This window comes from Vibrio sp. 10N.261.55.C5 (assembly GCF_041470505.1).
Taxonomy (GTDB): Bacteria; Pseudomonadota; Gammaproteobacteria; order Enterobacterales; family Vibrionaceae; genus Vibrio; species Vibrio crassostreae_C.
Genome location: NZ_JBFRMS010000061.1, coordinates 25,924 through 49,302 on the forward strand (window position 1 = coordinate 25,924; position 23,379 = coordinate 49,302).

Consider the following 23,379-nt stretch of genomic DNA (forward strand, 5'->3'; position numbering starts at 1 on the left):
AAACACAAGTCTAAGCCATGGTTTTGTCTCACAGAAGGTGCTCTGTGTTAACAAGATCTCGGTACTCTCTCCATCATATTGATAATCTTTATACAAACCGATGACAAGCTGAGATCCGAGTGACCAAAATACTGCCTAACCTAATGACGCCCTTTGTTTTATTCTCATTGTTATTGGGAGCTGCAGGGCTGACCGCAACCCACTTTATGGCAGTACAATTCCAAGAAAAAATCGTCACTCAGCAACTCGATGAAGCGGCGAATAAAGCCAATCTACAAATCGATTCTGAACTGGATAAATTCAAACAGATCCCGGATTTGCTCAGTCATGACCCGCGCTTGCTCTCTTATTTTGACTCATCACCACAAGCAGACAAGATTTCCGCTGCGCAGCTCAATCAATTGCTATTTGAATGGTCGAATCAAAGCCAAGCCGACACCATCTATATTCACGATCCGAACGGTACTGTGGTCGCTTCCAGTAATTACCAAAAGCCTCGCACTTTTGTGGGTGAGAACTTCTCGTTTCGTCCCTACTTTGCTTCTGCCATTCAAGGTAACAACACACAATATGTCGCGCTAGGCGCTCGTTCGAACGTACGCGGTTATTTTCTGTCTTCACCTCTGTATATCGACAAGGAAATTGTTGGCGTTATCACCGTAAAAGTGAGCTTAGAAAATCTCGAAAACATCCTAACCAGCGACGATTTTGAGATCGTAGTACTCGACTCTAACCAAGTGGTCTTTCTATCAAGCCAAGCTCCATGGCTTTACCATTCATTGTTGCCACTAACTCAGCAACAACAAACGGATATCGCACTTCAACGCCAATACGGTCAAAGCGAAATTTCGATCATCGAAGCCTTTCGTTCTTCAAGCTCTCAGTCAGAAGCGAGCAATACCAATCAATCTAGCAACCTTCAATCCAATGAAATCCGAAAAGAGCTCACCGCCAACCAGTTATTCAAGCTTGGTGCTTTTAATCTTTACCCTGCAACGGTCAGCAACAACCAGTACCAAGTTGTCGCACTAAAAGAGACCAGAGCTGAACTTATTAAAATCTTTCAGATCGATGTCATCTTCGTGGTGATTTACAGCTTGGTGATGCTCATCGCTTGGTCGTGGCGCCAGACTTATCTCGCGAAAGTGGCGTTGACCCGACTCAACCAAAACCTAGAGCAAACCGTTGATAAACGTACCCACTACTTGAAGCAATCCAATCAGCAGCTGCAACAAACCCTTTTTCAATACCAAGAGTCGCAGTCGAAGTTGAAACAGACAGAACAAGAGCTGACACAAACCGCGAAACTAGCGGTACTCGGTGAGCTGTCAGCCAGCATTAACCACGAAATCAACCAACCGCTTGCAGCACTGCGAACCTACAGTGAAAACAGCTTAAAGCTACTGGAAATGGAACGAACCGATTTAGTGAAAAGCAATCTTGAGAAAATGATTGGCCTCAACAACACCATTACCGACATCATCGCGCGACTCAAAGTCTTTACTCGCAAGGTCACCAAACAAGAACATCATGTGGCGAACCTGCATCAAGCGGTCAACAACGCCACCAGTATTCTCAGTGCGCTGATGATCAAGCAAGGAATTACGCTAAGGCTAAGCACGGTGCCAGATGACATCAATATTGCGATTCATCCAACCGAACTCGAGCAAGTACTGGTGAATCTGATTCACAACGCGACTCAAGCGCTGCAACATCAAGTTCTTGAACAGAAAATCTTGCAGGAGCAACAAAACCTGGAAAGCGTTGACCAACAGGCTAGCCCACAGATAGGCATCGAATGGCAACTGCATCATGACTCTTGTCAGCTGATCATTTGGGATAACGGAATTGGCATGCCGAACGATAAGCTAGAACAGCTGTTCGACCCGTTTTTTACCACCAAACCGGAAGGTTTAGGGCTAGGGCTTTCAATATCGAAACGGATTATTGAAGCGTATCACGGCACGATCAGCGCGAACCGGTTAGAGCCTTCAGGCATGGTATTCTCGCTAAACATCCCGTTATATAACGATAAGCGCTAACACGCCGTTGTTATTGTTAACGGAAAACGAATTTCACATTACTGCTAATCTCACCTACAGCTAAGGAATCGGCTTTTGCACTCTATGCCTAAACTCTATTTTGTCGACGATGAACCCGCCATTCGAGACTCGGTAGAACAAGCCATGCTCATTGAAGGTATCGATATCGTCGGCTTTCCCAATGCTATTGAGGCATTAAAGAAAATAGATACCACGCAAGCCGGAATTGTCATCACCGATATTCACATGCCGGTAATGGATGGCATTCAATTAACGCAAAAGTTGCTGAGCCAAAATCCTCATTTTCAGGTCATCGTACTTACCGGACATGGTGACGTGCAAACCGCGGTATCAGCGATGAAAGCCGGTGCTTACGATTTTCTGGAAAAGCCATTTGTGGTCGATGCCCTACTCACTGCCGTTAAAAAAGCCGCAGATAAGCTCGCACTGGTTGAAGAGAACAACCTATTGCGTAAAGAGTTGGCAATGCAAAATCAGGTTGGCCCGAAACTGATTGGTCAATCACCATCAATGCAGGCATTACGCCGAGAATTGATCACCCTAGATACCAAAACTAACCCACTTCTATTATTTGTTGGTGATTTAGGGACGGGGAAAAGGGTCACAGCACAATACACCCATGATTTACACAGTCATCAAACCGCGGAGCTTTGCCCTGTCGCTGCGTTTAATTTGCCACGCAGTGACGAAGCGACATTCCATCAGTTTATTTTGCAACTGTTCTTGAAGCATCAAGGTGGAACACTCTATATCCATGAGACAGAAGCACTAACTCAGGATCAATGGCTGTGGTTAGCGAACCTAAAACCTACTCTACTTCGTGAAAACTCATGCAAGACCAATGCAACTTGTATCATTATCGCAACTACAGTAGTTCCTACTACAATTACAGGTGAACTGCGCCGATTTAATTTACTACCCTTGGCGCAAAGAACGGAAGATATTGGCTCTTTGTTCAAACACTTTGCTCGTGGTGCAGCCAGTCGCTATCAACTGCCGCCACCCGTGATTACAGAAAAAGAGATCCAGAGACTCATTGCAACGCATTGGACGGAGAACATTCGTCAGCTTCGCCAACATGCTGAACTCAGAGTGCTGACTCAAATTAAGCAGCCGTCGCTCGACAACGATACTAATGAGCAAAATGAACTCGATACGAGCATTGAAGAGCAACAACAGTCGTTAAACCAACGCACCGATAGCTTTGAACAAATTATCTTGATTGAGGCACTACATCGCCATCAAGGTCGTTTAAAAGAAGTACAACAAGAGCTGCAGGTATCGCGAAAAACACTGTATGACAAACTAAGAAAGCACCAACTCGATAAAACAGATTTCAAGAACCGATAAGTCTTAAAAAATATATAAATTCAAAGATTTAAATGAGCAAAATCTTAACATTTATCAAAAGTAAGAATACACTCAATAGGCTTGCACTTTTATTTAGCGAACAAGGACTGTTATGAGTCAGAAAAATTTCAGCAAATTGAACGAGACCGAGCTTGAGTATGTCGATGATAAAACAGCGGCACTACTCCTCAATACGCCCACCAGTGCGCGAATTATGTTGTGGGTGATCGTTCTGTTTTTTATTGCTGCTATTGGGTGGTCTGCATGGGCAGAGATCGACAAAGTTACCGTTGGCCAAGGCAAAGTGATCCCCTCCTCTCAGATCCAAGTGGTACAAAACCTTGAAGGTGGCTTGGTTAAAGAAATCTTAGTTAAAGAAGGCCAACGCGTTCAAAAAGGTCAACAACTGCTGTTAATCGATGACACACGATTCCGTTCTGACTTCCGCGAACGTGAACAACAAGTCGCGAACTTGACCGCCAACGTGTTAATGCTTTCCGCTTCCCTGACCAGTGTTGTCATCAATGAAGAATTCTCTGAAAAAGAATGGAAGAAAAGTGTCACTCTCGATTATGGCAAGCTTGCGTTCCCACCTAAATTCTATGAACTTCAACCTCAACTGGTTAATCGTCAAAAAGCAGAATACCGTCAAGATCTCAATAATCTGAGAAACCAGCTTTCCGTTTTTGATCAACAAGTTGAACAGAAACAGCAAGACCTAGTTGAGATTAAAGCGCGTGTTCGAAACCTAAAACAGAGCTACCAGTTTGCTCGCCAAGAACTGGATATCACCAAACCTCTCGCCGATGAAGGGGTGGTACCACGAATTGAATTACTTAAACTGCAAAGACAAGTGAACGACACTCGCCGAGAAATGACTTCGAGCGAGCTAAAAATTCCTCTTTTACGCTCAGCAATCAAAGAATCCATGCTCAGCCGTATTGACGCCGCACTGAACTTCCGCTCCGAACAACAAGAAAAACTCAATCAAGCCCAAGACAAGCTCTCTGCAATGACCGAATCTGCCGTTGGCCTAGAAGACAGAGTAAACCGTACCGTGGTGGTTTCTCCTGTAACAGGCACCGTTAAAACATTGGGTATTAATACTGTCGGCGGGGTTATCCAACCGGGTATGGACATCGTTGAGATTGTACCAACAGAAGACTCTCTATTGGTTGAAGCGAAAATCGCCCCGCAAGATATCGCGTTCCTACGCCCAGAATTGACTGCCATCGTTAAATTCAGTGCTTATGACTTCACTAAGTACGGTGGTCTAGAAGGCGTGTTAGAGCACATCAGTGCCGATACCACTCAAGATGAAGAAGGCAATAGCTTCTATATCGTGCGCGTGCGCACCGAAAAACACAATTTTGGACAGAACGAAGAGTTGCCAATCATTCCAGGTATGACCGCCTCTGTCGATATCATCACGGGTAAAAGAACCGTGCTTGAGTACATGTTGAAGCCACTATTAAGCGCTCAAAACAATGCACTAAAAGAGTAAGGACGTTTGATGTTTGATAACGCCTTTCAATACACAGCAAATAGACAAGAGCAGAGGCTATGAAGTCTCGGATTTCGCTATTGCTGCTGGTCCTCACCTCTTTCACCTCTGTGGCGCTCAACAAGAGCGACCAACGGTGGATAGATGCAGTGACCAAAACCTACGGCGATAGAGCCGGAAAGCGAGTGGCGACATGGCGCTCAAATATGACGTCATACGACGGATTAAGTGAAAAAGAGAAGCTCAGGTCAGTAAACCAGTTCTTCAACCAGATGTACTTTGTCGATGACAACATACTGTGGGGAAAGAATGACTACTGGGCAACACCACTGGAATTTTTAGGCAGCAACGCCGGTGATTGTGAAGACTTCACAATCGCAAAATACTTCTCTTTGCTTGAACTGGGCGTCCCAGATAAGAAATTACGATTAGTGTACGTAAAAGCACTGGAACTAAACCAGTTCCACATGGTGTTAGCTTACTACTCAACACCGAGTGCAGAGCCATTAATTTTGGACAACTTAAACCCTGAAATTAAACGCGGTTCCAAACGCCCAGATCTAAGACCAATTTACAGTTTTAACGGTAAAAACCTTTGGTTGATCAAGTCGGCAGCAGGCAGCGGCAAGTTGGCAGGGAAATCTTCAAGATTGAGCTTATGGAACGACTTACGTTCACGTGAGCGCTCTCTAAAATTAAACAAACCCATTATCAATTACGATGAGTAGGTACAATGACTTTATATAAACAGCTTGTGGTCGGGATGGTTGCAGTGTTCATACTGCTGATGACGTCAGTTTTTATGATCGAATTCAATACCACCCGTGGATACTTAGAGGAGCAGCAACGCTCTGAGGTAAGTAATACCATTAATACTGTTGGACTGGCTCTCGCCCCTTACCTAGAAGAAAAGGACAAGGTGGCAGTGGAGTCTGTTATCAACGCCCTGTTTGATGGCAGTTCTTACTCAGTCGTTCGATTGATCTTTCTCGATAGCGGTGAAGACATTCTCCGCTCATACCCTGTAAAGCCAACTGGCGTACCAGAGTGGTTTACCAACCTAAACCTGTTCGAGCCTGTTCATGACCGCCGCGTGATCACCAGTGGCTGGATGCAATTGGCCGAGGTCGAGATCGTAAGTCACCCAGGCCCTGCCTACGATCAACTTTGGCAAGCATTCATCCGCTTACTGAGCATATTTGGCACGATCTTCTTGCTCGGTTTGGTGTCTATCTCTTGGATCCTTAAGCGCGCTTTACGCCCGCTCTCGTTGATCATTACCAAGATGGATCAGATCGCCAAGAATCAGTTTGGCGAACCTCTGGCTCGTCCAAAGACAAAAGATCTCACCTTGGTTGTCGATGGTATCAACCACATGTCGACTCAAGTTGAACTGGCATTTAAAAACCAAGCGAAAGAAGCTCAGAAGTTACGTGAAAGAGCATATATCGACCCTGTATCTCAGCTAGGTAACCGTGCTTACTACATGTCTCAGTTAACTCAATGGTTAGAGGAGTCGAGCTTAGGTGGTTTAGCGGTACTTAAAGCGGAGTTTATCAGTGAAGAGTACGATGAAAAGGGCTATCAAGAAGGTGATGCCTTGGTTCATCAACTGGCTGAACAGCTGCAAGCTTCAATTTCATCTCCAGATATCACCATCGCTCGTATTTCTAGTGACGAGTTCGGTTTCATCATGCCAAACATTGATGAGAGCGAACTGAAACTTGTCGCGAGCAGCATCGTAAACTGTATCCAGAGCCTAGGTTCAGACCCAACAGGCACTGCAAATCCACATATTGCTCTTGGTGTGACCTACAGCAACAAGCGTAAAACCAGTACTGAAATCATGTCGCTGGTGGATAACGCACTCTCAAGTGCCAAGGCGAATCGAGAACTTGCTTACGGCTACGTAACCGCAGACGATCACGGCGCAGTGATGGGCAAACAACAATGGCGTATGTTGGTTGAAGAAGCGATCATCAACGACCTCATTACCTTCCGTTTGCAGGCTGCAAACAATGCCTTTGGTAAAACGTATCACCAAGAGGTGTTCTCTGCGATTGAAAAAGATGGCGTGCGTTACGGTGCTAACCAGTATCTATACGCGCTAGAACAGCTTGAAATGAGCCACATTCTCGACCAATACGTTATTGAGAAGATGGTTGAAAAGCTCAATGCAAAAGAAGTAACCAGCCCAGTCGCTATTAATCTCTCGCCAAGCAGTATATCTCAACCAAGCTTCATCCGTTGGATCGGTAAGACGCTTGAACAGAATGCTTCAATCGCTCACCTGTTGCACTTTGAGATTCCAGAAAACTGCTTCATCAACGTTCCGCACTACACGGCACTTTTGTGTAACACCATTCGCAACGCTGAAGCGGTGTTTGGTGTCGATAACTACGGACGTAACTTCCAATCACTGGATTACATCAACGAATACCGTCCAAGCTATGTGAAGCTAGATTACCTGTTCACACATAACCTTGATGACGAAAAACAGAAGTTTACCTTAACGTCGATCTCTAGAACCGCTCACAACCTAGGCGTCACCACCATCGCGTCTCGAATAGAAACTCAGACTCAGCTAGATATCCTGTCTGATAACTACGTAGAAGTGTTCCAAGGCTTCATTGTTGATAAATAGTTGTAAGGGTTATATCACATGCAAGATCCACTATTGAACTCACTGATCTACGTTAGCCGGTATTACGGGTTAGCTAACTCGCCCGAAGCGTTGATCAATGGGCTACCACTATCTGATGGAAAGCTAACCCCTTTCCTATTCCCTCGTTCTGCTGAACGAGCAGGATTAGTGGCAAAAGAAAACCGTTCCGACTTAGAAAAGATCCCTCACCTGATTCTGCCTGCAGTTTTATTGCTTAAACAAGGTGAGGCGTGCGTTCTCAACAGTATCGATTTAGAGAAGCAAGAAGCGGAAATCATTACAGCGGAAAGCGGAATGGTGCCAATCATCATTCCCGTCGAAGAGCTGAAAGAACAATTCATCGGTCGCTACTTCTTGGTCAAGAAACAGTTCCGTTATGATGAACGTTCACCAGAGGTTCTAAAAACACGCAAAGGGCATTGGTTTTGGAGTACGATTTGGGAATCGAAAAACATCTACCGAGATGTGTTGATTGCCTCCATTCTGATCAACATCTTCGCGATAGCCGCGCCCATGTTTACACGCTTGGTGTACGACAAAGTCGTACCTAACCTCGCCTTTGAAACTTTGTGGGTGCTAGCGAGTGGTATCTTTGTCGTGTTCCTATTCGATTTGCTGCTCAAATTGATGCGAAGCTACTTCATTGACGTTGCTGGTAAGAAATCCGATATTCTCATTTCCTCCAAGCTGTTCAGTAAAGTACTGGGGATACGTATGGAAGCGAAACCTGCTTCTGTCGGTGCTTTCGCTAAAAACTTGCAAGAGTTCGAATCCATTCGTGAATTCTTTACCTCTGCAACCATTGGCTCGCTCATCGACCTCCCCTTCGCACTGATGTTCTTAGCGCTAATTTGGCTAATGGCTGGAAACCTTGTATTCGTTCCCGTTGCTGGAGTGGTCATTTTGATCGTCTATGCATTGCTAATCCAAGGTCCACTGCGCCGTACCATTGAAGAAGGCTCTCGTCTTGCTTCGCAGAAGTACGCGAACTTAATCGAGAGTTTGGCAGGGTTAGAGACGGTTAAGCTGTTCAGTGCGCAAAGCCAATTCCAATTCCGTTGGGAAGAAGCGGTTGCTCACATGGCGAATTGGAATATCAAAAGCCGACGCATCACTGACAGCATCCAAAACACCGCCGGCTTTGTTCAGCAAAGTACTAACGTAGGTATGATCATCTTTGGCGTGTATCTAATTGCAGAAGGTGAACTTACGATGGGTGGCTTGATTGCCGCGACCATGTTGAGCGGCCGAGCGATTGGCCCGCTTGTTCAGCTGTCTTTGCTTTCGACTCGTTACAACCAAGCGAAGTCATCAATGACTCTGATTGAGCAAGTGATGTCGATGCCTGATGAACAAGAAGAAGGTAAACGTTATATCCACCGTCCGATTATTCAGGGCCATATTGCGCTAGATAAAGTGACGTTTCACTACCCAGATTCACCCGTTGCTTCTATTAGAGACTTAACCCTCAATATTAGTCCAGGTGAGAAAGTAGCAATCATTGGTCGTATTGGTTCAGGTAAAACCACACTAGAACGTCTGATTATGGGCCTCTACAAGCCCACAGAAGGCCATGTACGCATTGATGACACGGATATGGAGCAACTGCATCATGTCGACGTACGACGCAATATAGGCTGTGTGCCGCAAGACAGTAACTTGTTCTACGGTTCGGTAAGAGACAACATTACTTTAGGCCGCCCTTTGGTGGATGACCGTGACGTGATGGATGCAGCGAACCGTGCAGGCGTAACTGCGTTTACTCAGCAAGATCCTGCAGGTTTAGAACGCCAAGTGGGTGAAGGTGGTGCCTTGCTGTCTGGTGGTCAACGTCAGTCAATTGCCATTGCTAGAGCCTTCCTAGGCCGTCCGCCAGTATTGTTAATGGATGAGCCGACCAGTGCTATGGATAACCGTTCTGAGATGCACATCAAACACCAGCTTAACCAGTTGCTACCAAGCGAGACGTTGATTCTGATTACACACAAAACGTCGATGTTGGACATTGTCGATCGAGTGATCGTTATGGAGAAAGGCTGCATCATTGCAGATGGTCCAAAAGCACAGGTTCTTTCAGACCTTAAACAAGGCCGAGTGAGAGCCGTTAGTTAGAGCGCTCAAATCACCTAAATAAATCATTATCAGTAGAAACCCAAAGGGGAGCATCAGCTCCCCTTTTTCGATTTGTCAGTATCGTAACCTTAACCATACGTAACTTTGTGTTCAGCACAAAAGTCTACAAAGCAATATCCTCTTGCTCCATCTTAAACGAACATTGGATCTCGTATTGGTTGAATGAGAAAACACTTCCGCCATGGGTTCGCTTGGTTGTGACTGTCTCATCACCAAATTGAATCGTCACTCGGGTATACACTTTTTCGTGAACCTCTACCGTGCATTCAGCAAGGTTGGTTGCAAACTCCGCTTCGAGTGTATCTAACTGCGACTTTGTGTTTTCTATTGCAAGGTTATTCTTCTCACGTTGCTGCTCAATTTCTAGGGCTTGCTCTTCGCTTCTCTCGGCTTTCGGGCGCTTCTTAAATTCTAACTCTTGGCGAATTACACCCATGGTTTGCTCTTGCGTATGTTTATAAGTTTCCTTCAGCTCGGCTATCTTTTGGCGGTAGCCATCGTAGCGCGCAAAACCATGTACCTTGGTGGCGGTATCTCCCTCAACACCTAAGAAAACACATTCTACTTTTCCGCCGACTTTGGCTTCACCACCGCTGAGGGTGCCGTGCTTTTTCAAACTGTCCATCACGATAAGGTTGTTACCACAGCGAATGTCATTACTCATACTGTGCACACCAAGTCGAAGGTCATTAGCCGTTTGTAGCTCGGCATTCTGTGCGTAGCTTGCGGTGATAGAGCCTTTGCTAAATACCTTACAACTTTTTGGCTCACCCTCCTTGGTCGTGTGGCCGATAATCCCTTTCGCGACTTTGATATCCCCCTGGGCTTGCACTTCGGCCGATTCGATAAAGCCACCAACCGTAACACTTCCGGTCGCCTTGACGATCATACCCGGCTCGATGTTCCCAGAGACAAAGACATTGCCTTTAAATTTAACGTGCCCAGTTGAGACATCGACGTTGCTGACACATAAGGCGTCATCCACTTCGATGGTTCGATCTTTAATGATGGGCAATCCAGGGTGCGAGGCGAGTAGTAAATTGGGATCTTCAGGGGAGATGTAAGTGCCCTTTCCAGGCTTGATTAAACTGTCTTGTCCAGGAAGCGGTGGGATAATTCGGCCTTGAACGGTAAAGCCAGCGATACCTTTGGTAGCGGGGGTACGTTTCATTAAGTGATCATTTTGACCAACGGTAATGGTTTGTCCCAAGTCTCGCATATCAATCTTGCCTTCGTCTTTACTGCGAGGCTTTAAGACTTGGCGAGTAATATCTTCAACCAAGGCGGCAAACTTGGCGTCCTTACCTTTTACTGGTTGTGTCCCTTTAGCGACGGGCTGAGTAAACTTTTCGCCGGGCTTAAGTTTGCTACTCATCATCAGAACTTTTCTGAGCGCTAACTTATTTATTCCTTTTGTTATTTGAGCTTGCGATAAACACTGAATGATGTCGCTGCCACGCAGTGGGTGTCCATTATATGGACCAGTAACTACAAGACTCGCCAACATCTCATCATCAGACAGTTCGACCGCAACAGTGGCATTTCGAACTTCGGCAATCAAGATTCCTTCATAAGCTTCACCCTTACCTTCTTTAGCAAGAGTAACGAAACGCAAAACCTCTTCTTCGAAAAGAAAATAGTTTGATGCATTCAAAGCTTCCAAGGTTGGTGGCAGCGTCTTGTTATCAAAGCTTGCGTCAACCACAGTCCCGGTTGGCAGACATGCCATTACTTGTTGCTTGTCTTCCGACAATGTAACGATGTTATCCCACATTCGAATTGAGTATCCCTAATGACTCAGTTGTTATTCAGTCTATATAATTAATTCTGCGCTGAGTATCACATTATTAGAATAATCAGCGTCACATCACTTACTTTCGATTCTGCAAACATGACTCATAAATAAGACTTACACATTTTATGATCTGCTTCGCCTTTACAAATACATAGGAAAATTTTTTCAGAATATTTCGTGTGATTGAATGTCGATTCGATATTGGTGCAAGATAGTAAAGGCGAATAGCTTTAGAAGATTAAAGGCTGTCATGGAGAGATGAAACGGAAGTGATGAAACAGATAATCAGAGTAAAAACGGATTTCAATATGGAGCTTCAGTTTACAGTGTAAATCCAACATTCTAATTTACACTGTAAATCTAATTTGTAGCGGTCAGTCTATTTAAATGATGGCTAGCCTATTTACACTGTAAATTTGCTAACAGAGCATCGACATCTTTACGAAACTGAATCTCTGCTTGTTTACGACCAACCAGATTAAACTGTTCGACACAAGCCCCCCACTCTTTCTGCTGAACAACCTTTGCGATGAGTAAGTCAGAAATACCAATATTTCGATCGTTACTGAGTAGAATCAAGTTCAGTACGCTGAAGCTGATCGCATCATAACTGTTGCCACCGTTCACGTAATTTCTAACTAACTGAGTTTCAAACTCACTAACGGTGTGAACACTCTTTGGCAGCAGTGCTCGCACCATATCGGTTTCAAGTGAAACCAAAGAACCTGAAACAAGAAAACAGTAGCTACGCTCGAAGTGATTTTGAACTTGGTTTATCCAGCCTTGAGAGTTTGAGTTAAGCGCCTTAACCATCAGAACCGAGTGACAGCCACTGGCCTGATCTCGCTGGTGGCCGATGTGCACAGCTTCAAATTCACTACCACGCCAAAAAGAAATCAATTCGCTGGTCGCGCCAAAGCTTGTCGCCAGATAATCTGCTTGGCTGGTTTGCTGTGATAACTGAGCCAACATCCAACGGCCAATACCCAAACCTTGATGACGTGCTGAAACAGCAATGCGCATAACTCGAAGGCACCGACTGGTCGCCGCCTGAGTACAGCCAAATTGGTTTGCCAGTAATACAGGGGCAAGGTGACCTTGAGGCCTGCGTTTTCCAAGTTGAACTTGAGCAATCAACTCGCTGTCCAAACCACCCTCTTCCGTCACTAACATACAACCTAAACATTTATCTTGCTGCCAAGCGGCGTATAAACGGATTGCTGGATTGTTGAGAAATTGCATTAAGTCATTTGGCGAGGTCTGATAGTGCGCATCCACGAGAAGAGAAAAACATTGTTGTAGCTGCTCAGGATTAGCCAAGCATTCTGATTTTGATAACTCGCCCAAGTTTAATTGGTTGATTGCGTCAGCAGAAAAGCCATCGAGTTCATCAACCGCCGATTCAGTGACTGATGCGTCATTGCCAAGTAGAAAGCAATCAAACAACCAATCCTCTAGCGGATCTTTGTTATTCCAACGAATCGGTTGTTCGAGCTTAAAGCCTTTCCACCCCGGACGATGCTCAGAAAGCCAAGACTCAAACTTAATACCGAACCCTCGCCCACTGCCTTCGTAACCATGTACCGTGGTTGAAAAGACCATACGGTGATAGATGTCGACCATGGATTTAAGCATCGGAATTGGAATTGCAGCTGCTTCGTCAACAAATAGAAGGTCACAATCGGGCTTGGATTTAAGTAATTCATCTGGCGCGACGAATCTCAAACTTCCCCCTTGATGGCGAATGTGAGTAGCGTTTACCACTTCGCAAGATTCCAACCCTTGGCTAGCATGGGAAAATACCGGCTCTACCGCTTTCACTGAAGGTGCGGTAACAACAATATTAAACCCGTGACGCTCAACTAACAGCTGCGCAGCGGCAATACCCAATGTCGAACTTTTACCACGCCCTCTATCCGCAGTGAGAATCAAAGGACGTTTACGGTGTCCAGACACCACTTTTTTGACTAATTCAACAGCCGTGTTTTGCTGTTCAAATTTATCCAATCCGTTTTGGGCGCTTTGCATCTGAGGAAGAACGTGAGTTGCTTGAACTACATCGCAGGCTTCATTGTGTTGTGAAACAGACATCAGTTTATCGAAATGACGTTTTAACCAACGTTGACCAAAGCTTTCACTATCTTCAGAGGCATTAACTTTTGGCGGCAACACCAACAACAGCCCACCACCAACTAACGAACCCAACGCGGCACTAAAACCATTCGCATTGAACTGCTCTCTAAAATCACAAACAAGAACCTGACACTCACGACCAAGCAGTTGTTGGCCTTTTTTTACTGGAGCATGAATCACACCTTCAAATGGCGTACCGCCAATCTGGAAGATGCTCGGACTGTGTGAGTCTTGAAGGAAAGAAAAAACAGCAGAGTTTTGCCAATCAAAATCGCCATCAAAGACCACGCCGTAACGGTGATCGTTATGTTGAGCAATATTAGAAAGTGTATGTAGAAAAGTGTTGGTTGGGTTTGTCATAGTTAGCGTCCAGATTCATCTAAACACAGTTTATCACAGCCAAATAAAAAGCCGCATTAAGCGGCTTTAGAGGAGTAATGAAAAGTCGTCGACTTAGTCGAGCTTCGATTGAACGAAGGCGAGGATTTCTTCCATTGTTGCATCATCAACTTTCTTAAGGTTCAACGCCAAGTTTGAACCCTTGCGGCTGTATGATGCGCGGCCCTTAATAAGCTCAACTTTTGGAGAAGCTTTCTTCGCTGGCGCTGGCGCCAATTCAAGAATCCAACCTTCCAAAGTTTCTGTCACGTCTTTGGTTAGACGAGTTACGCCTTGAGCTTCGCTACGCTGCCATACAAAACCTTCAGAAGCATCACACTTAGTCAGCAGTGTTTGCTGCTGTTCACTCGTCAATCCACCAAACTGCTTGTGTAGTTTAACAATGGTTGGACGACCAAGGTCGCTCACATTTGGGTAAGCTTGTAGCAATTCAAGTGGTAAAGCGGCTGCTTTCAATGCACCACTCACCAAAGCTTCACTGCACTGGAACATTTTCGCCAGTGCTTTCTGGTCTTCAGCTTCGCCTTTATCTAGCTTCGCTTGCATCTCTTTGCCCTTCTCATAAAGAGAAAGCGGTTTATGAGCGTTAGCTACGTCTGATAGGAATTTAGCGTGTTCGCCGTTAATGTTTTCAGCAACATAGATTAGGAACTCTTTGTCAGCCAAAATACATGACATACGACGACGGCTACCATCAAGAACTTCAATTTTACCGTCTTTGTTCTTACGACCAACTGCTGGGTATTGCTGACCACGTTCTTTCAATGTTGTAAGAACATCAGAAAGCGCATGCTCGTTTAAGAAAGATTGCTCACGAGCATTCTCTTCAAAAACAACCGTTCGAGTTGCCACTTCAGCCGCAGGAATTCGAACCAATTCAAATGAAACCAAATCTTCGCCAGCAACAGAAAGCTCAATCACTTGAGCCTGTTCTTTTGCCGCTGTTTGCGCTTCTTGTGGTGTTGCTACGCGACGTTTGTTTGCTTTACCAAATAGCTTTGCATTTAAGTCAGATGTTTTAATTGCCATTGTTGTTATCCCTGATTAAGTGAAGGCCAGTTGCTATGTAATACGCGCTCTAATTCTAGAGCACTTTTTTGTACTGCGTCTTGAGCAACAGCTAGAGTTTTCTTACCGCCCTCAAAGTCGCTCACCGTTAGATCGAAAACCGTGCTGTAAGTGTCGGCACAGGTTTCAAAAGCACGGCTTCTTGGAATGGTTGCCATCATTACTTGGTCATTCAACAGGTAGTTCATTTCAGTCAGAACTGACACCTGTTTCTTGTTGTCGTCTTCAAACATGGTTGGCATTAGACGAACAAATTCGAGCCCTTTCCAGTCATCCGGGAACATTTCGTAAACCGTTGGTAAGTGCTGGAAGAAGTTAACCGTTGAAGCCCAATCCAAACGCTTAGCTGCACATGGAATCAGAAGTGCGTTCGACGCGTACATTGCATTCCATACTAGAGGGTCAACGTGCGGGCCGGTATCAATCATAATCACATCGAAGTCATCGGCGATTTTGTCGATAAGCTTCTCTTTTAACAGACGAACAATATCAAGTGACTGATCTTGTGAAAGGCTTTGCCACGCTTCAGCGTTAAACATCGCATCTTCTGGGAAAGCAGAAATTGTCTTCAGGTTTGGATACTGAGTTGGCAATAGTACGTTCTTACGAAGAAACTCTAAATCGACATCTTGGCCTTCAGGCACATTGTCCAACATGATATCGACGGCAGAATAGATGCTGTCGTGCTCTGCCCCACTAATTTGTGGATTTAGGAACAGACGCAAAGAGCCCTGTGGGTCCAAGTCAATCAGACAGATACGGTAGCGCTTATCCAAATTCAGAGACAAACAAGCGGCTAAATGAACTGCTGTCATTGATTTACCCGTACCACCCTTCTGGTTTTGTACGTTGATAATCCATGGCTTATTGTCAGCGTGCTGCTTACGTTCATGGAACTTCGGCACTTCTGCCGCGTCCATCAACATGTGAGCTTCTGTCAATGAAATCGAGTAATGATTAGCGTTGTTCTTTGTGAACTGATGGCCATCAGCTTCAAGTTTAGTGATCGCTTCATCGAGCTTACGACGCGTTAAACCAGAACGAGTCTCCATCATAGCTTTAGACATTGGAGGGAAATGTTCATCACTTCGCTCTTCCAAAATAATCTCAATTCGGTCAGCCTGAACTTGTTGAGTTTGTTCGGCTAGCTGATAGAGCTTATCAATCGTTTGTTCTCTTTTCATTGCCAGTTTCCGTAATGATTAACTAAGTACAAATTGTACAGCGATTAACAACAAACACAACAAAAACATGAACATACATTTATGAGTAAAATCACATAAAATAGACCGCGTTTTTACAATTTGATGAAACATCGCCTTAGACAAACACAAAAATGACTGTTTCTATCATGTATAACCATGCTATTTCTAGTCTACATTTTAAATGTTACAGCATCACTTATTTACAATGTAAATGGAATTTCAACGAAAAACCTTCGGAACGATTGAAATACAACCGTAGATTACGGTTGGTGTGATTTGCATTCGAATTTATAGATTTTCAATCCAATAAAAATTAAAAAACACTCAATGACCAAAAAATTCAAAACAGAAGAGAAGATGGGGTGTCAAAAAACAACAGAGGATTGGAACCTAACCGGAAGAATGATCATGGAGTACATCCAGTGTAAGATAATTGATAACGCCAAATTATGAAGCATGATCAAGGCGTAAACTGAGCAATATTGATCCGAGCAACTGCACATTGAAAATGATCAACCTCCGGAAAAATGATCAAGTAAACATAGTTCCGGAAGCATGTAATTTATGAACTAAGTTACGGACAAATGCTTTTGGAATGGGGATTCAACGCCTATAAGGGCTCAATGATTGAAAATTCAATCGACACAGACCAAGAATACACAAACATGACAATTTCATGATCATGCTTCCTAGTTAAGACCCACCCGCTCTAAATACATCAAAGCAATCCATTTCCAGCGGATACAGACTAAATTTTGCACTCAATAGGGTAGGAACGATAAAAAAGTATGCTCTCTTGATCATTGTTCCGATAGATTGGCCACCACAAGTGTCCACTTAGACAAGTCAAAGCGACTTAGAAACCGATGTTGAATTCCGATCTGTGGATAAGCTGTATAAGTATAATGATCATGCTTTCGAACCAATAATGATCATGCTTACAATGACTTAATGATCATCGTTCTGATGTTCTGTGATCATGCTTTCTTAAGTTTAATGATCATAGTTTCGGAACCTTTATGATCATGCTTTCCAAGGCGGTTTATTTTAATGCTTTAAATTCAGCCACTTATAAGCAAAGTTACGTCCAGATCATTAGATCACTTAATCATTTAAGATCATATTAATCAAAAAGATCAGTTATTTAAAAGCCAATAAATTCTCTTTATTTATGATCATTCTTTCTTTATCATTCAGGAACTATAGTGAAATTACGGTTAGTGTGATACGGATCAAAAATGAAACCAGAAGAGAAATTGTTAATTAAGGCACGAAGCCACAAAGATGGTCATTTATTTGAGGTATCTGAAACAGCCGTTGAATGGATAGAACAATATCAACACTTCAAAGGTGTCACCAAAAGCATAGTTGAGCTTCTTAACCTAATTTCACTTCGTGGGTTTAGCAGTAAAGACGGGTACGTTTCCACCACTGAGATTATTGAATCAACCGATGGTCAAGTCACTCGCGCAGCCTTACAGCAAAGGCTGAGAGCTGCAGTTAATATCGGATTGTTCAAACAAATCCCCGTTCGCTTTGAAGAAGGCCTTGCTGGTAAAACCATGTTGCATCGCTTTGTGAACCCAAACCAATTGATATCGGTGCTGGGTGCCACCAGCTTAGTGACAGAAAGCGTGAAGCAAAATGAAAAGCAAAAGCGCTCTAAAGCCCTAGCTCAAACCAAAGTAAACAAGCGCTTACTGAATGAACATGGGTTGAATACCCCACCAACGATGAAAGATGAAGCGGATCAATTCATTGTTTCGCCAACCAATTGGGCGGGGATTATTGATCAAGCGTTAGCGCCACCTAGAACTCGTAAGAGCTACCAGAAATCCATGGTTTCGATCTCTGGCACTCGAGCTGTGATCGAGACAAGATCTTCTAAAAATATCATGACCGTTGACGATCTGATGACGTTATTCGCGTTATTCACGCTCACCGTTCAATATCATGATCACCACCAAGATGATTACCATCTAGACGCGAAACACACGCCGAACAAAACACCACTCTACATCACTGATATTTTGTCTTTACGTGGCAAGAAAGACAGCGGCCCTGCTCGTGATTCGATCCGCGACAGTATTGATCGTATCGAATTCACGGATTTCCAACTGCACGAGCTTACAGGCCGTTGGCTTAGTGAGAACATGCCAGAAGGCTTTAAGAGTGATCGTTTCCGATTCTTAGCTAGAACCATTACAGCATCGGAAGAAGCGCCTACAGAGGGCTCTGACGGCGAAATTCGCATTAAACCGAACCTATACATCCTGGTTTGGGAACCTTCGTTCTACGAAGAGCTGCTGACGCGTGACTATTTCTTCCTATTTCCGCCAGAAATCCTGAAGCAACATACCTTGGTTTTCCAAGTGTATTCGTACTTTAGAAGCCGCATGGCACGTCGCCATTCAGATAGCATGTTGCTCAGTGAGCTCAACCAGAAATTGGCGCGTAACATCGATTGGCGTCGTTTCTCGATGGATCTGATCCGCGAGCTCAGAAAATTGGGTGAAGTCGGGGATCAAGAAGATACCTTCCTGGTTAATCTATGGGGTTATCACTTGACGATCACCGCGTTGATCGAAAAAGGGAAAACGACCGATTATCAGGTAGATATCAAATGTAATGTGGAAGAAGTATTACGTTACTCAAGAGCGCGTACCACTAACGCAGGTAAGCGTAATATGGCACCAACGCTGCCGAACCCACTTCGTAACGAAATGGTGTCTAAGCAGAAACTGGAAGAGCTGTCTGAGATTATCGACGGTGAGTTTGAACCCATTCAGCGTAAAGCACCGTCGCCAAGAGGCAAATTGGGACGTCGAGTTAAGCAGCGTAAACACTCTGTTGAGATCAACGCTGACGAGATCATGATTACTCTCTCTAAATATACCTCTGCAGAGGCTCTAGAACGCAGCATAACGGCTTTATCTGCTATGACAGGGCACTCACATGCCTCAATCAAAGAAGAGTGCTCAGAGCTCATTGAGAAGCTTGATTGGTTGAGAGTAGGGGAGGACGTTATCCCATACGAAACACTGAGTCGCTTGATTGAGCTATATAACGACCGAGATAGCACCAGCAATCGACATCTGTCCATTGAACGTTTGATCTCTGGTTTAGCGGTGCGTCGTAAAGTGTGTAAACAAGTTCATGAAGGTCATTTAGACGAAAACGTGTTCCTTGCGCTCGATGAAATGGCGATTGGCCACTAGTCATTATCCTATCGCGATAAGCCTGTTTTACCGTCGCTGAATGGATAGTTTTGAACACATTAGGTGCTGATTAAAATCGCACCTAACGCTGACAAAGTGATGACAAAGTAGCGCATCTAGTTGATTATTATTTATCCCGAATAGACAACCTTTGTCCTTTCTTGTGATTAATAGATTGGCTCATATTTTGTTACATCATACTGAATAGATTTTTGCGAGTTCCCAAGGGACTCGCTTTTTTTTGCCTAAAATTCAATAGCTTACAGAGTTAAACGCCGAAGCATGATCAAGGCTCGATCATGCTTTCTACGGATCTAGCTCTGGTGAGATTCTGATTTGATGCTTGATCGAGAAGGGCTTGATCAGTGGAGATGGCGTTGAATAATTCCTTGATCATCGTTTCGGGGATGGGTTGCCATAAAGCGTACATGCGATTCGATCAATTTTTCAGACTCTGCTTTCCAACGTGGTTCTTGCTGTTGGTTCGTAAACTCCAAAGCCAATACACACAAGTGTTGTAGCCGCTGTGTACACCACTCTTGCAATCCCGCTTCTGATTTTGGGTCACATGACACCGCTTGCAGCTTACTGTAGGCAAACATTAGGTATTGGTAGGCTTTATCTTGATGGCTTGAGCTGTTGGCCTCCTGCGAAGCCAAGTCCGGATTCGATGAATCCGCGAGGTGGCGATAGAAAGTAAAGATTCTCAGGCATCCGTCTAGCCAACATGCGATGCCTTTGCTCTGCTCATCCGTGATCAATGGCCCCCAGAGCGCATCTGGAGGCGTTAAGATCAAAGGTTCTAACCGGTCCACTTGATCATGCTTGCGGTCTTTGTACCAATCTCCGATCCGCTCTAACCAAGTGTCTAGTTCATTCATGCAACGTTATCCCACTGTTTTACAAAGTGATTATCAGAAACTTGTTTGATTTCATGCTGTATTTCACTGCTCTGCTCTCGAATACGATCAGCGTCTATTGAATAGTTTGGCTCATTTTTGACGAGTTCGCCAAATGGCAGATCGGGATCTGGTACGGCAGAGATCAACAACTTAGTGTACGGGTGTCGTGGATTGGTTAAGATCGACTGGGTTGATCCCCATTCGACGATCTGTCCTTTGTACATCACCGCCGTCTCTTCAGCGATGTAATGTGCCGTGGCAAGGTCGTGGGTTATGTACAAAAAGCCGATGCCTAACTCTTGCTTCATTTTTTGCATCAAGTTCAACACGCCAAGTCGAATCGAAACGTCCAACATCGAGGTGGGTTCGTCAGCAAGAATAACCTCAGCGCCAACGGCCAGTGCTCTGGCTAGGTTAACCCTCTGTCTTTGGCCCCCACTGAGCTCGTGCGGGTATTTGGCTAGCGTTTCGATGGGTAACTCCACCAGCGTTAATAACTCTTTGAGGCGTTCTGTGAGAGCCTGTTTAGTGGCTACCTGTTTATGGATCTTAAGTGGGCGCGTTAAATGGTGCTCAATGGTGTGAGTGGGATTAAGTGAACCAAAGGGGTCTTGAAACACCATTTGCACACGGCTGCGATAATCCAAGATATCTTTACGGCTTTTCAGCGTAGAGATGTCTCTGCCTTTGAACAGTATCTCTCCCTCTGTCGCAGGGTAAACCTTGGTCATCAATCGTGCGCAGGTGCTTTTCCCGCAGCCTTATTCTCCGGCTAAGCCGAAAATCTCGCCTTAGCCTATGTGAAAGCTAACGGATTTGATTGCATTGAAAGAGGGGAAAATGAGAGTTGGATCAAACCACATTTCTTGTGGGGAATCTTTTAAATATAATTGCAGAAAATGGCTTTGGCAAAGTTTAAATGAGGCATTTATTAATTAGCTTTGTGAAGCGTCGGAATCATCACACTTCAGTACAGAATTTCTTAACAAGCGAAAAAGCATTTGCTACAGATTACCTGTCCATTACATGGTGCTTTTCGGAGGAAAACATGTCCATTAATTCTATCAACCATGATGAAATGACAAATATTGCAAACAAGTGGGATGCTGAAGAAGAAGTATCTTTCAAACCAGAAAAGAAAATGAAGTCTGCTGAAGCTCGTCGTCGTATCGAGACTCTAAGAGAAATTAGAGAAAGCGGTTTGAGTCTGGAAGAAGCGAGGGAGCTAGGTCTTATTCACTAATAATCCCCATTGCATTTAGAAGGGTGGCACAACGCCACCCTTTGATTTATAAGTGTTTTTTCATGTTTCCTATCCAGATTTAATCAACTCCTTGATTCTTTGGCTCACTGTTCCGTTTAGCCTATCCCTTGTGATATTACGCTTTTCAGATGAAAAACACGCACATGGCATACTCTTGAGCTAAGTTGTTTGACAGTCATATTCAACGCCACTAATTTTAAAGTTAAAGCAAAAATATGCGATGTCGTTGGTAAGGAGAAGGCTATGTCTAATTCTGTGGCTCAAGCTAAAGAAGTGCTGTTTTACGAACCCGAAGATCCGAACGGATACCTGTCAAATTTTGCCGCTTGTCCTATCAAGGTAGGTGATCAAGTTTGGGCAACCAGCGAACATTATTATCAAGCGATGAAGTTTGCCTCCGAAGCGCTACGTAATACCATTTTGGAAGCCAGTACACCTGCTGAAGCGTTCTCTTTAAGTCGTGACTACGAAGACCAAGTTCGCGAAGATTGGTATGACATTCGTGTTGAAGTGATGCAGTTCATCGTCACCGAGAAGTTCAGACAGAATCCACAGTTTGCGCTGTTTCTTACCAATACCGGAGATTCGGTGATCAAAGAACATTCGCACAAAGACCACTTCTGGGGCGATGGCGGCGATGGAACCGGCGAGAACCATTTGGGTAAGATTCTGATGGCAGTGCGTCACCAGCTTCGCACTCAGCAACTGCATTTAATTGCTTCGCACTGATTCGTCGATTCAGATAGCGGCATGCTTATCATTACTCCTTAGACGCATTTAAAAGGCCGCCCTGCTATCTAGTATGAAGCAGGGCGGCCTTTTCGGTTTTAGAGAGTCAGGCATCAACGAGAGTTAACGTACGTGACTAAGCTATGCGTTGATAAGTTCTACGTTACGCTGGTGCTATAAGTAACTCTGTACGATGTCGTCAAGCTGTCCATCGTCTTTCATTTGGTCTAGGCGTTGGTTGATGAAGCTTTGCAGCTTAGGATCCATCTCAGGGTCAAACGCCAAATGGATAGGGTAGTTATTGATGACAGAACCAAACTCATGCATCTGGTAATCATCAATACTCAGTTTTTGCTCGTTTAGGTTGTATTTGATTCGTGATTCCATTTCCACAAACACGGTGTCGCCAGGTGCTCGGTTCAGGACACGAAACGCAGCAGTGTAATCTTTTACTCGAATCTCGTTGAGCTTGCCCTGTTGGATATAAGGTTCCAAGTTCGGATACTCAAATCCTTTCAGCAATACCACGGCTTTCCCATCGAGATCATCGATTGTATTGAACTCAAATGGCTTTTTACCGCTGCTGAGTAATACGTGTTTTACATTGTAAATCGGGTCTTCAGATAGGTTCGCAGATTGAATATTCCCCCAACTAGGGCTGCCATAGGTAACCCAGTTTGGATTCTCTCTCGCATCGAGCTTGTCGATCATTCGATTAAAAGGGTAGGTGTGGTAGTTGATCTCATATTGGCTGTCATCAAACACGGCTTCCACAATATCTGAAACAATTCCTCTGTGAGATGACCCGTCAGTTTCGATTTGAAAAGGTTGCGCTTGGCTCGCAATAATGTAGTAGTGAAGAGGTTCGCTTGCAGAAGCATAACTGCTTGAAAACAAACTGACTATGGATGCAACGATAAGATGTTTTTTCATAACCTTCCCTAGTTATTT

Annotated in this window: 15 protein-coding genes and 1 pseudogene; 9 read left to right on the plus strand and 7 right to left on the minus strand. The window is 44.4% G+C overall.

Annotation, left to right across the window (positions count from 1 at the left end):
* The first annotated feature begins 119 nt into the window (after positions 1–119).
* The 6 genes from AB4263_RS20790 to AB4263_RS20815 all read left to right on the plus strand — a co-directional run bounded on the left by AB4263_RS20790 (position 120) and on the right by AB4263_RS20815 (position 9,694).
* Positions 120–2,042 (plus strand): ATP-binding protein, encoded by a 1,923-nt coding sequence (locus AB4263_RS20790; protein ID WP_372098826.1) that lies wholly within the window; start codon positions 120–122, stop codon positions 2,040–2,042.
* 84 nt (positions 2,043–2,126) lie between these two features.
* Positions 2,127–3,413 (plus strand): sigma-54-dependent transcriptional regulator, encoded by a 1,287-nt coding sequence (locus tag AB4263_RS20795; protein WP_372098838.1) that lies wholly within the window; start codon positions 2,127–2,129, stop codon positions 3,411–3,413.
* A gap of 112 nt (positions 3,414–3,525) precedes the next feature.
* A complete protein-coding gene (locus tag AB4263_RS20800; RefSeq protein WP_017061206.1) occupies positions 3,526–4,917 on the plus strand; it encodes an HlyD family type I secretion periplasmic adaptor subunit in 1,392 nt (463 codons plus the stop codon).
* Positions 4,918–4,976: 59 nt separating this feature from the next.
* On the plus strand, positions 4,977–5,645 hold the full coding sequence (locus AB4263_RS20805; RefSeq protein ID WP_019823329.1) for a transglutaminase-like cysteine peptidase: 669 nt from the start codon (positions 4,977–4,979) through the stop codon (positions 5,643–5,645).
* Positions 5,646–5,650: 5 nt separating this feature from the next.
* Positions 5,651–7,561 (plus strand): LapD/MoxY N-terminal periplasmic domain-containing protein, encoded by a 1,911-nt coding sequence (locus AB4263_RS20810; RefSeq protein WP_017061208.1) that lies wholly within the window; start codon positions 5,651–5,653, stop codon positions 7,559–7,561.
* 18 nt (positions 7,562–7,579) lie between these two features.
* Positions 7,580–9,694, plus strand: a complete 2,115-nt coding sequence (locus AB4263_RS20815) for a type I secretion system permease/ATPase (protein ID WP_017061209.1) — start codon at positions 7,580–7,582, stop codon at positions 9,692–9,694.
* Positions 9,695–9,818: 124 nt separating this feature from the next.
* Here AB4263_RS20815 and AB4263_RS20820 read toward each other — a convergent pair whose 3' ends face one another.
* The 4 genes from AB4263_RS20820 to AB4263_RS20835 all read right to left on the minus strand — a co-directional run bounded on the left by AB4263_RS20820 (position 9,819) and on the right by AB4263_RS20835 (position 16,294).
* The gene (locus AB4263_RS20820) at positions 9,819–11,489 is read right to left on the minus strand and encodes a DUF342 domain-containing protein (protein ID WP_372098827.1); all 1,671 of its coding nucleotides are present in this window, start codon (positions 11,487–11,489) and stop codon (positions 9,819–9,821) included.
* A 420-nt stretch (positions 11,490–11,909) separates the two neighbouring features.
* Positions 11,910–14,003, minus strand: coding sequence for a GNAT family N-acetyltransferase (locus tag AB4263_RS20825; protein ID WP_372098828.1), 2,094 nt, complete (start codon positions 14,001–14,003; stop codon positions 11,910–11,912).
* Between the two features lie 93 nt (positions 14,004–14,096).
* Entirely contained in the window at positions 14,097–15,071 is a 975-nt protein-coding gene (locus AB4263_RS20830) for a ParB/RepB/Spo0J family partition protein (protein ID WP_017065141.1), read from the minus strand.
* 5 nt (positions 15,072–15,076) lie between these two features.
* Entirely contained in the window at positions 15,077–16,294 is a 1,218-nt protein-coding gene (locus AB4263_RS20835) for a ParA family protein (protein ID WP_017061213.1), read from the minus strand.
* Positions 16,295–17,553: 1,259 nt separating this feature from the next.
* Here AB4263_RS20835 and AB4263_RS20840 point away from each other — a divergent pair.
* Entirely contained in the window at positions 17,554–19,533 is a 1,980-nt protein-coding gene (locus AB4263_RS20840; protein ID WP_017061215.1) for a replication initiator protein RctB domain-containing protein, read from the plus strand.
* Positions 19,534–19,895: 362 nt separating this feature from the next.
* Here AB4263_RS20840 and AB4263_RS20845 read toward each other — a convergent pair whose 3' ends face one another.
* Positions 19,896–20,414, minus strand: coding sequence for a transcriptional regulator (locus tag AB4263_RS20845; RefSeq protein ID WP_102320933.1), 519 nt, complete (start codon positions 20,412–20,414; stop codon positions 19,896–19,898).
* Positions 20,411–21,298: pseudogene (locus tag AB4263_RS20850) on the minus strand (ABC transporter ATP-binding protein). The gene AB4263_RS20845 and the pseudogene AB4263_RS20850 overlap by 4 nt, the downstream one beginning before the upstream one ends.
* 185 nt (positions 21,299–21,483) lie before the next feature.
* Here AB4263_RS20850 and AB4263_RS20855 point away from each other — a divergent pair.
* Complete coding sequence (locus AB4263_RS20855) at positions 21,484–21,678, plus strand: hypothetical protein (RefSeq protein ID WP_017061218.1); 195 nt, start codon at positions 21,484–21,486, stop codon at positions 21,676–21,678.
* Positions 21,679–21,867: 189 nt separating this feature from the next.
* Positions 21,868–22,428, plus strand: coding sequence for an NADAR family protein (locus AB4263_RS20860; RefSeq protein WP_050643559.1), 561 nt, complete (start codon positions 21,868–21,870; stop codon positions 22,426–22,428).
* Between the two features lie 174 nt (positions 22,429–22,602).
* On the opposite strand, the gene AB4263_RS20865 is transcribed toward AB4263_RS20860, so the two are convergent.
* The gene (locus AB4263_RS20865; RefSeq protein WP_136974558.1) at positions 22,603–23,361 is read right to left on the minus strand and encodes an ABC transporter substrate-binding protein; all 759 of its coding nucleotides are present in this window, start codon (positions 23,359–23,361) and stop codon (positions 22,603–22,605) included.
* Between the last annotated feature and the right edge of the window lie 18 nt (positions 23,362–23,379).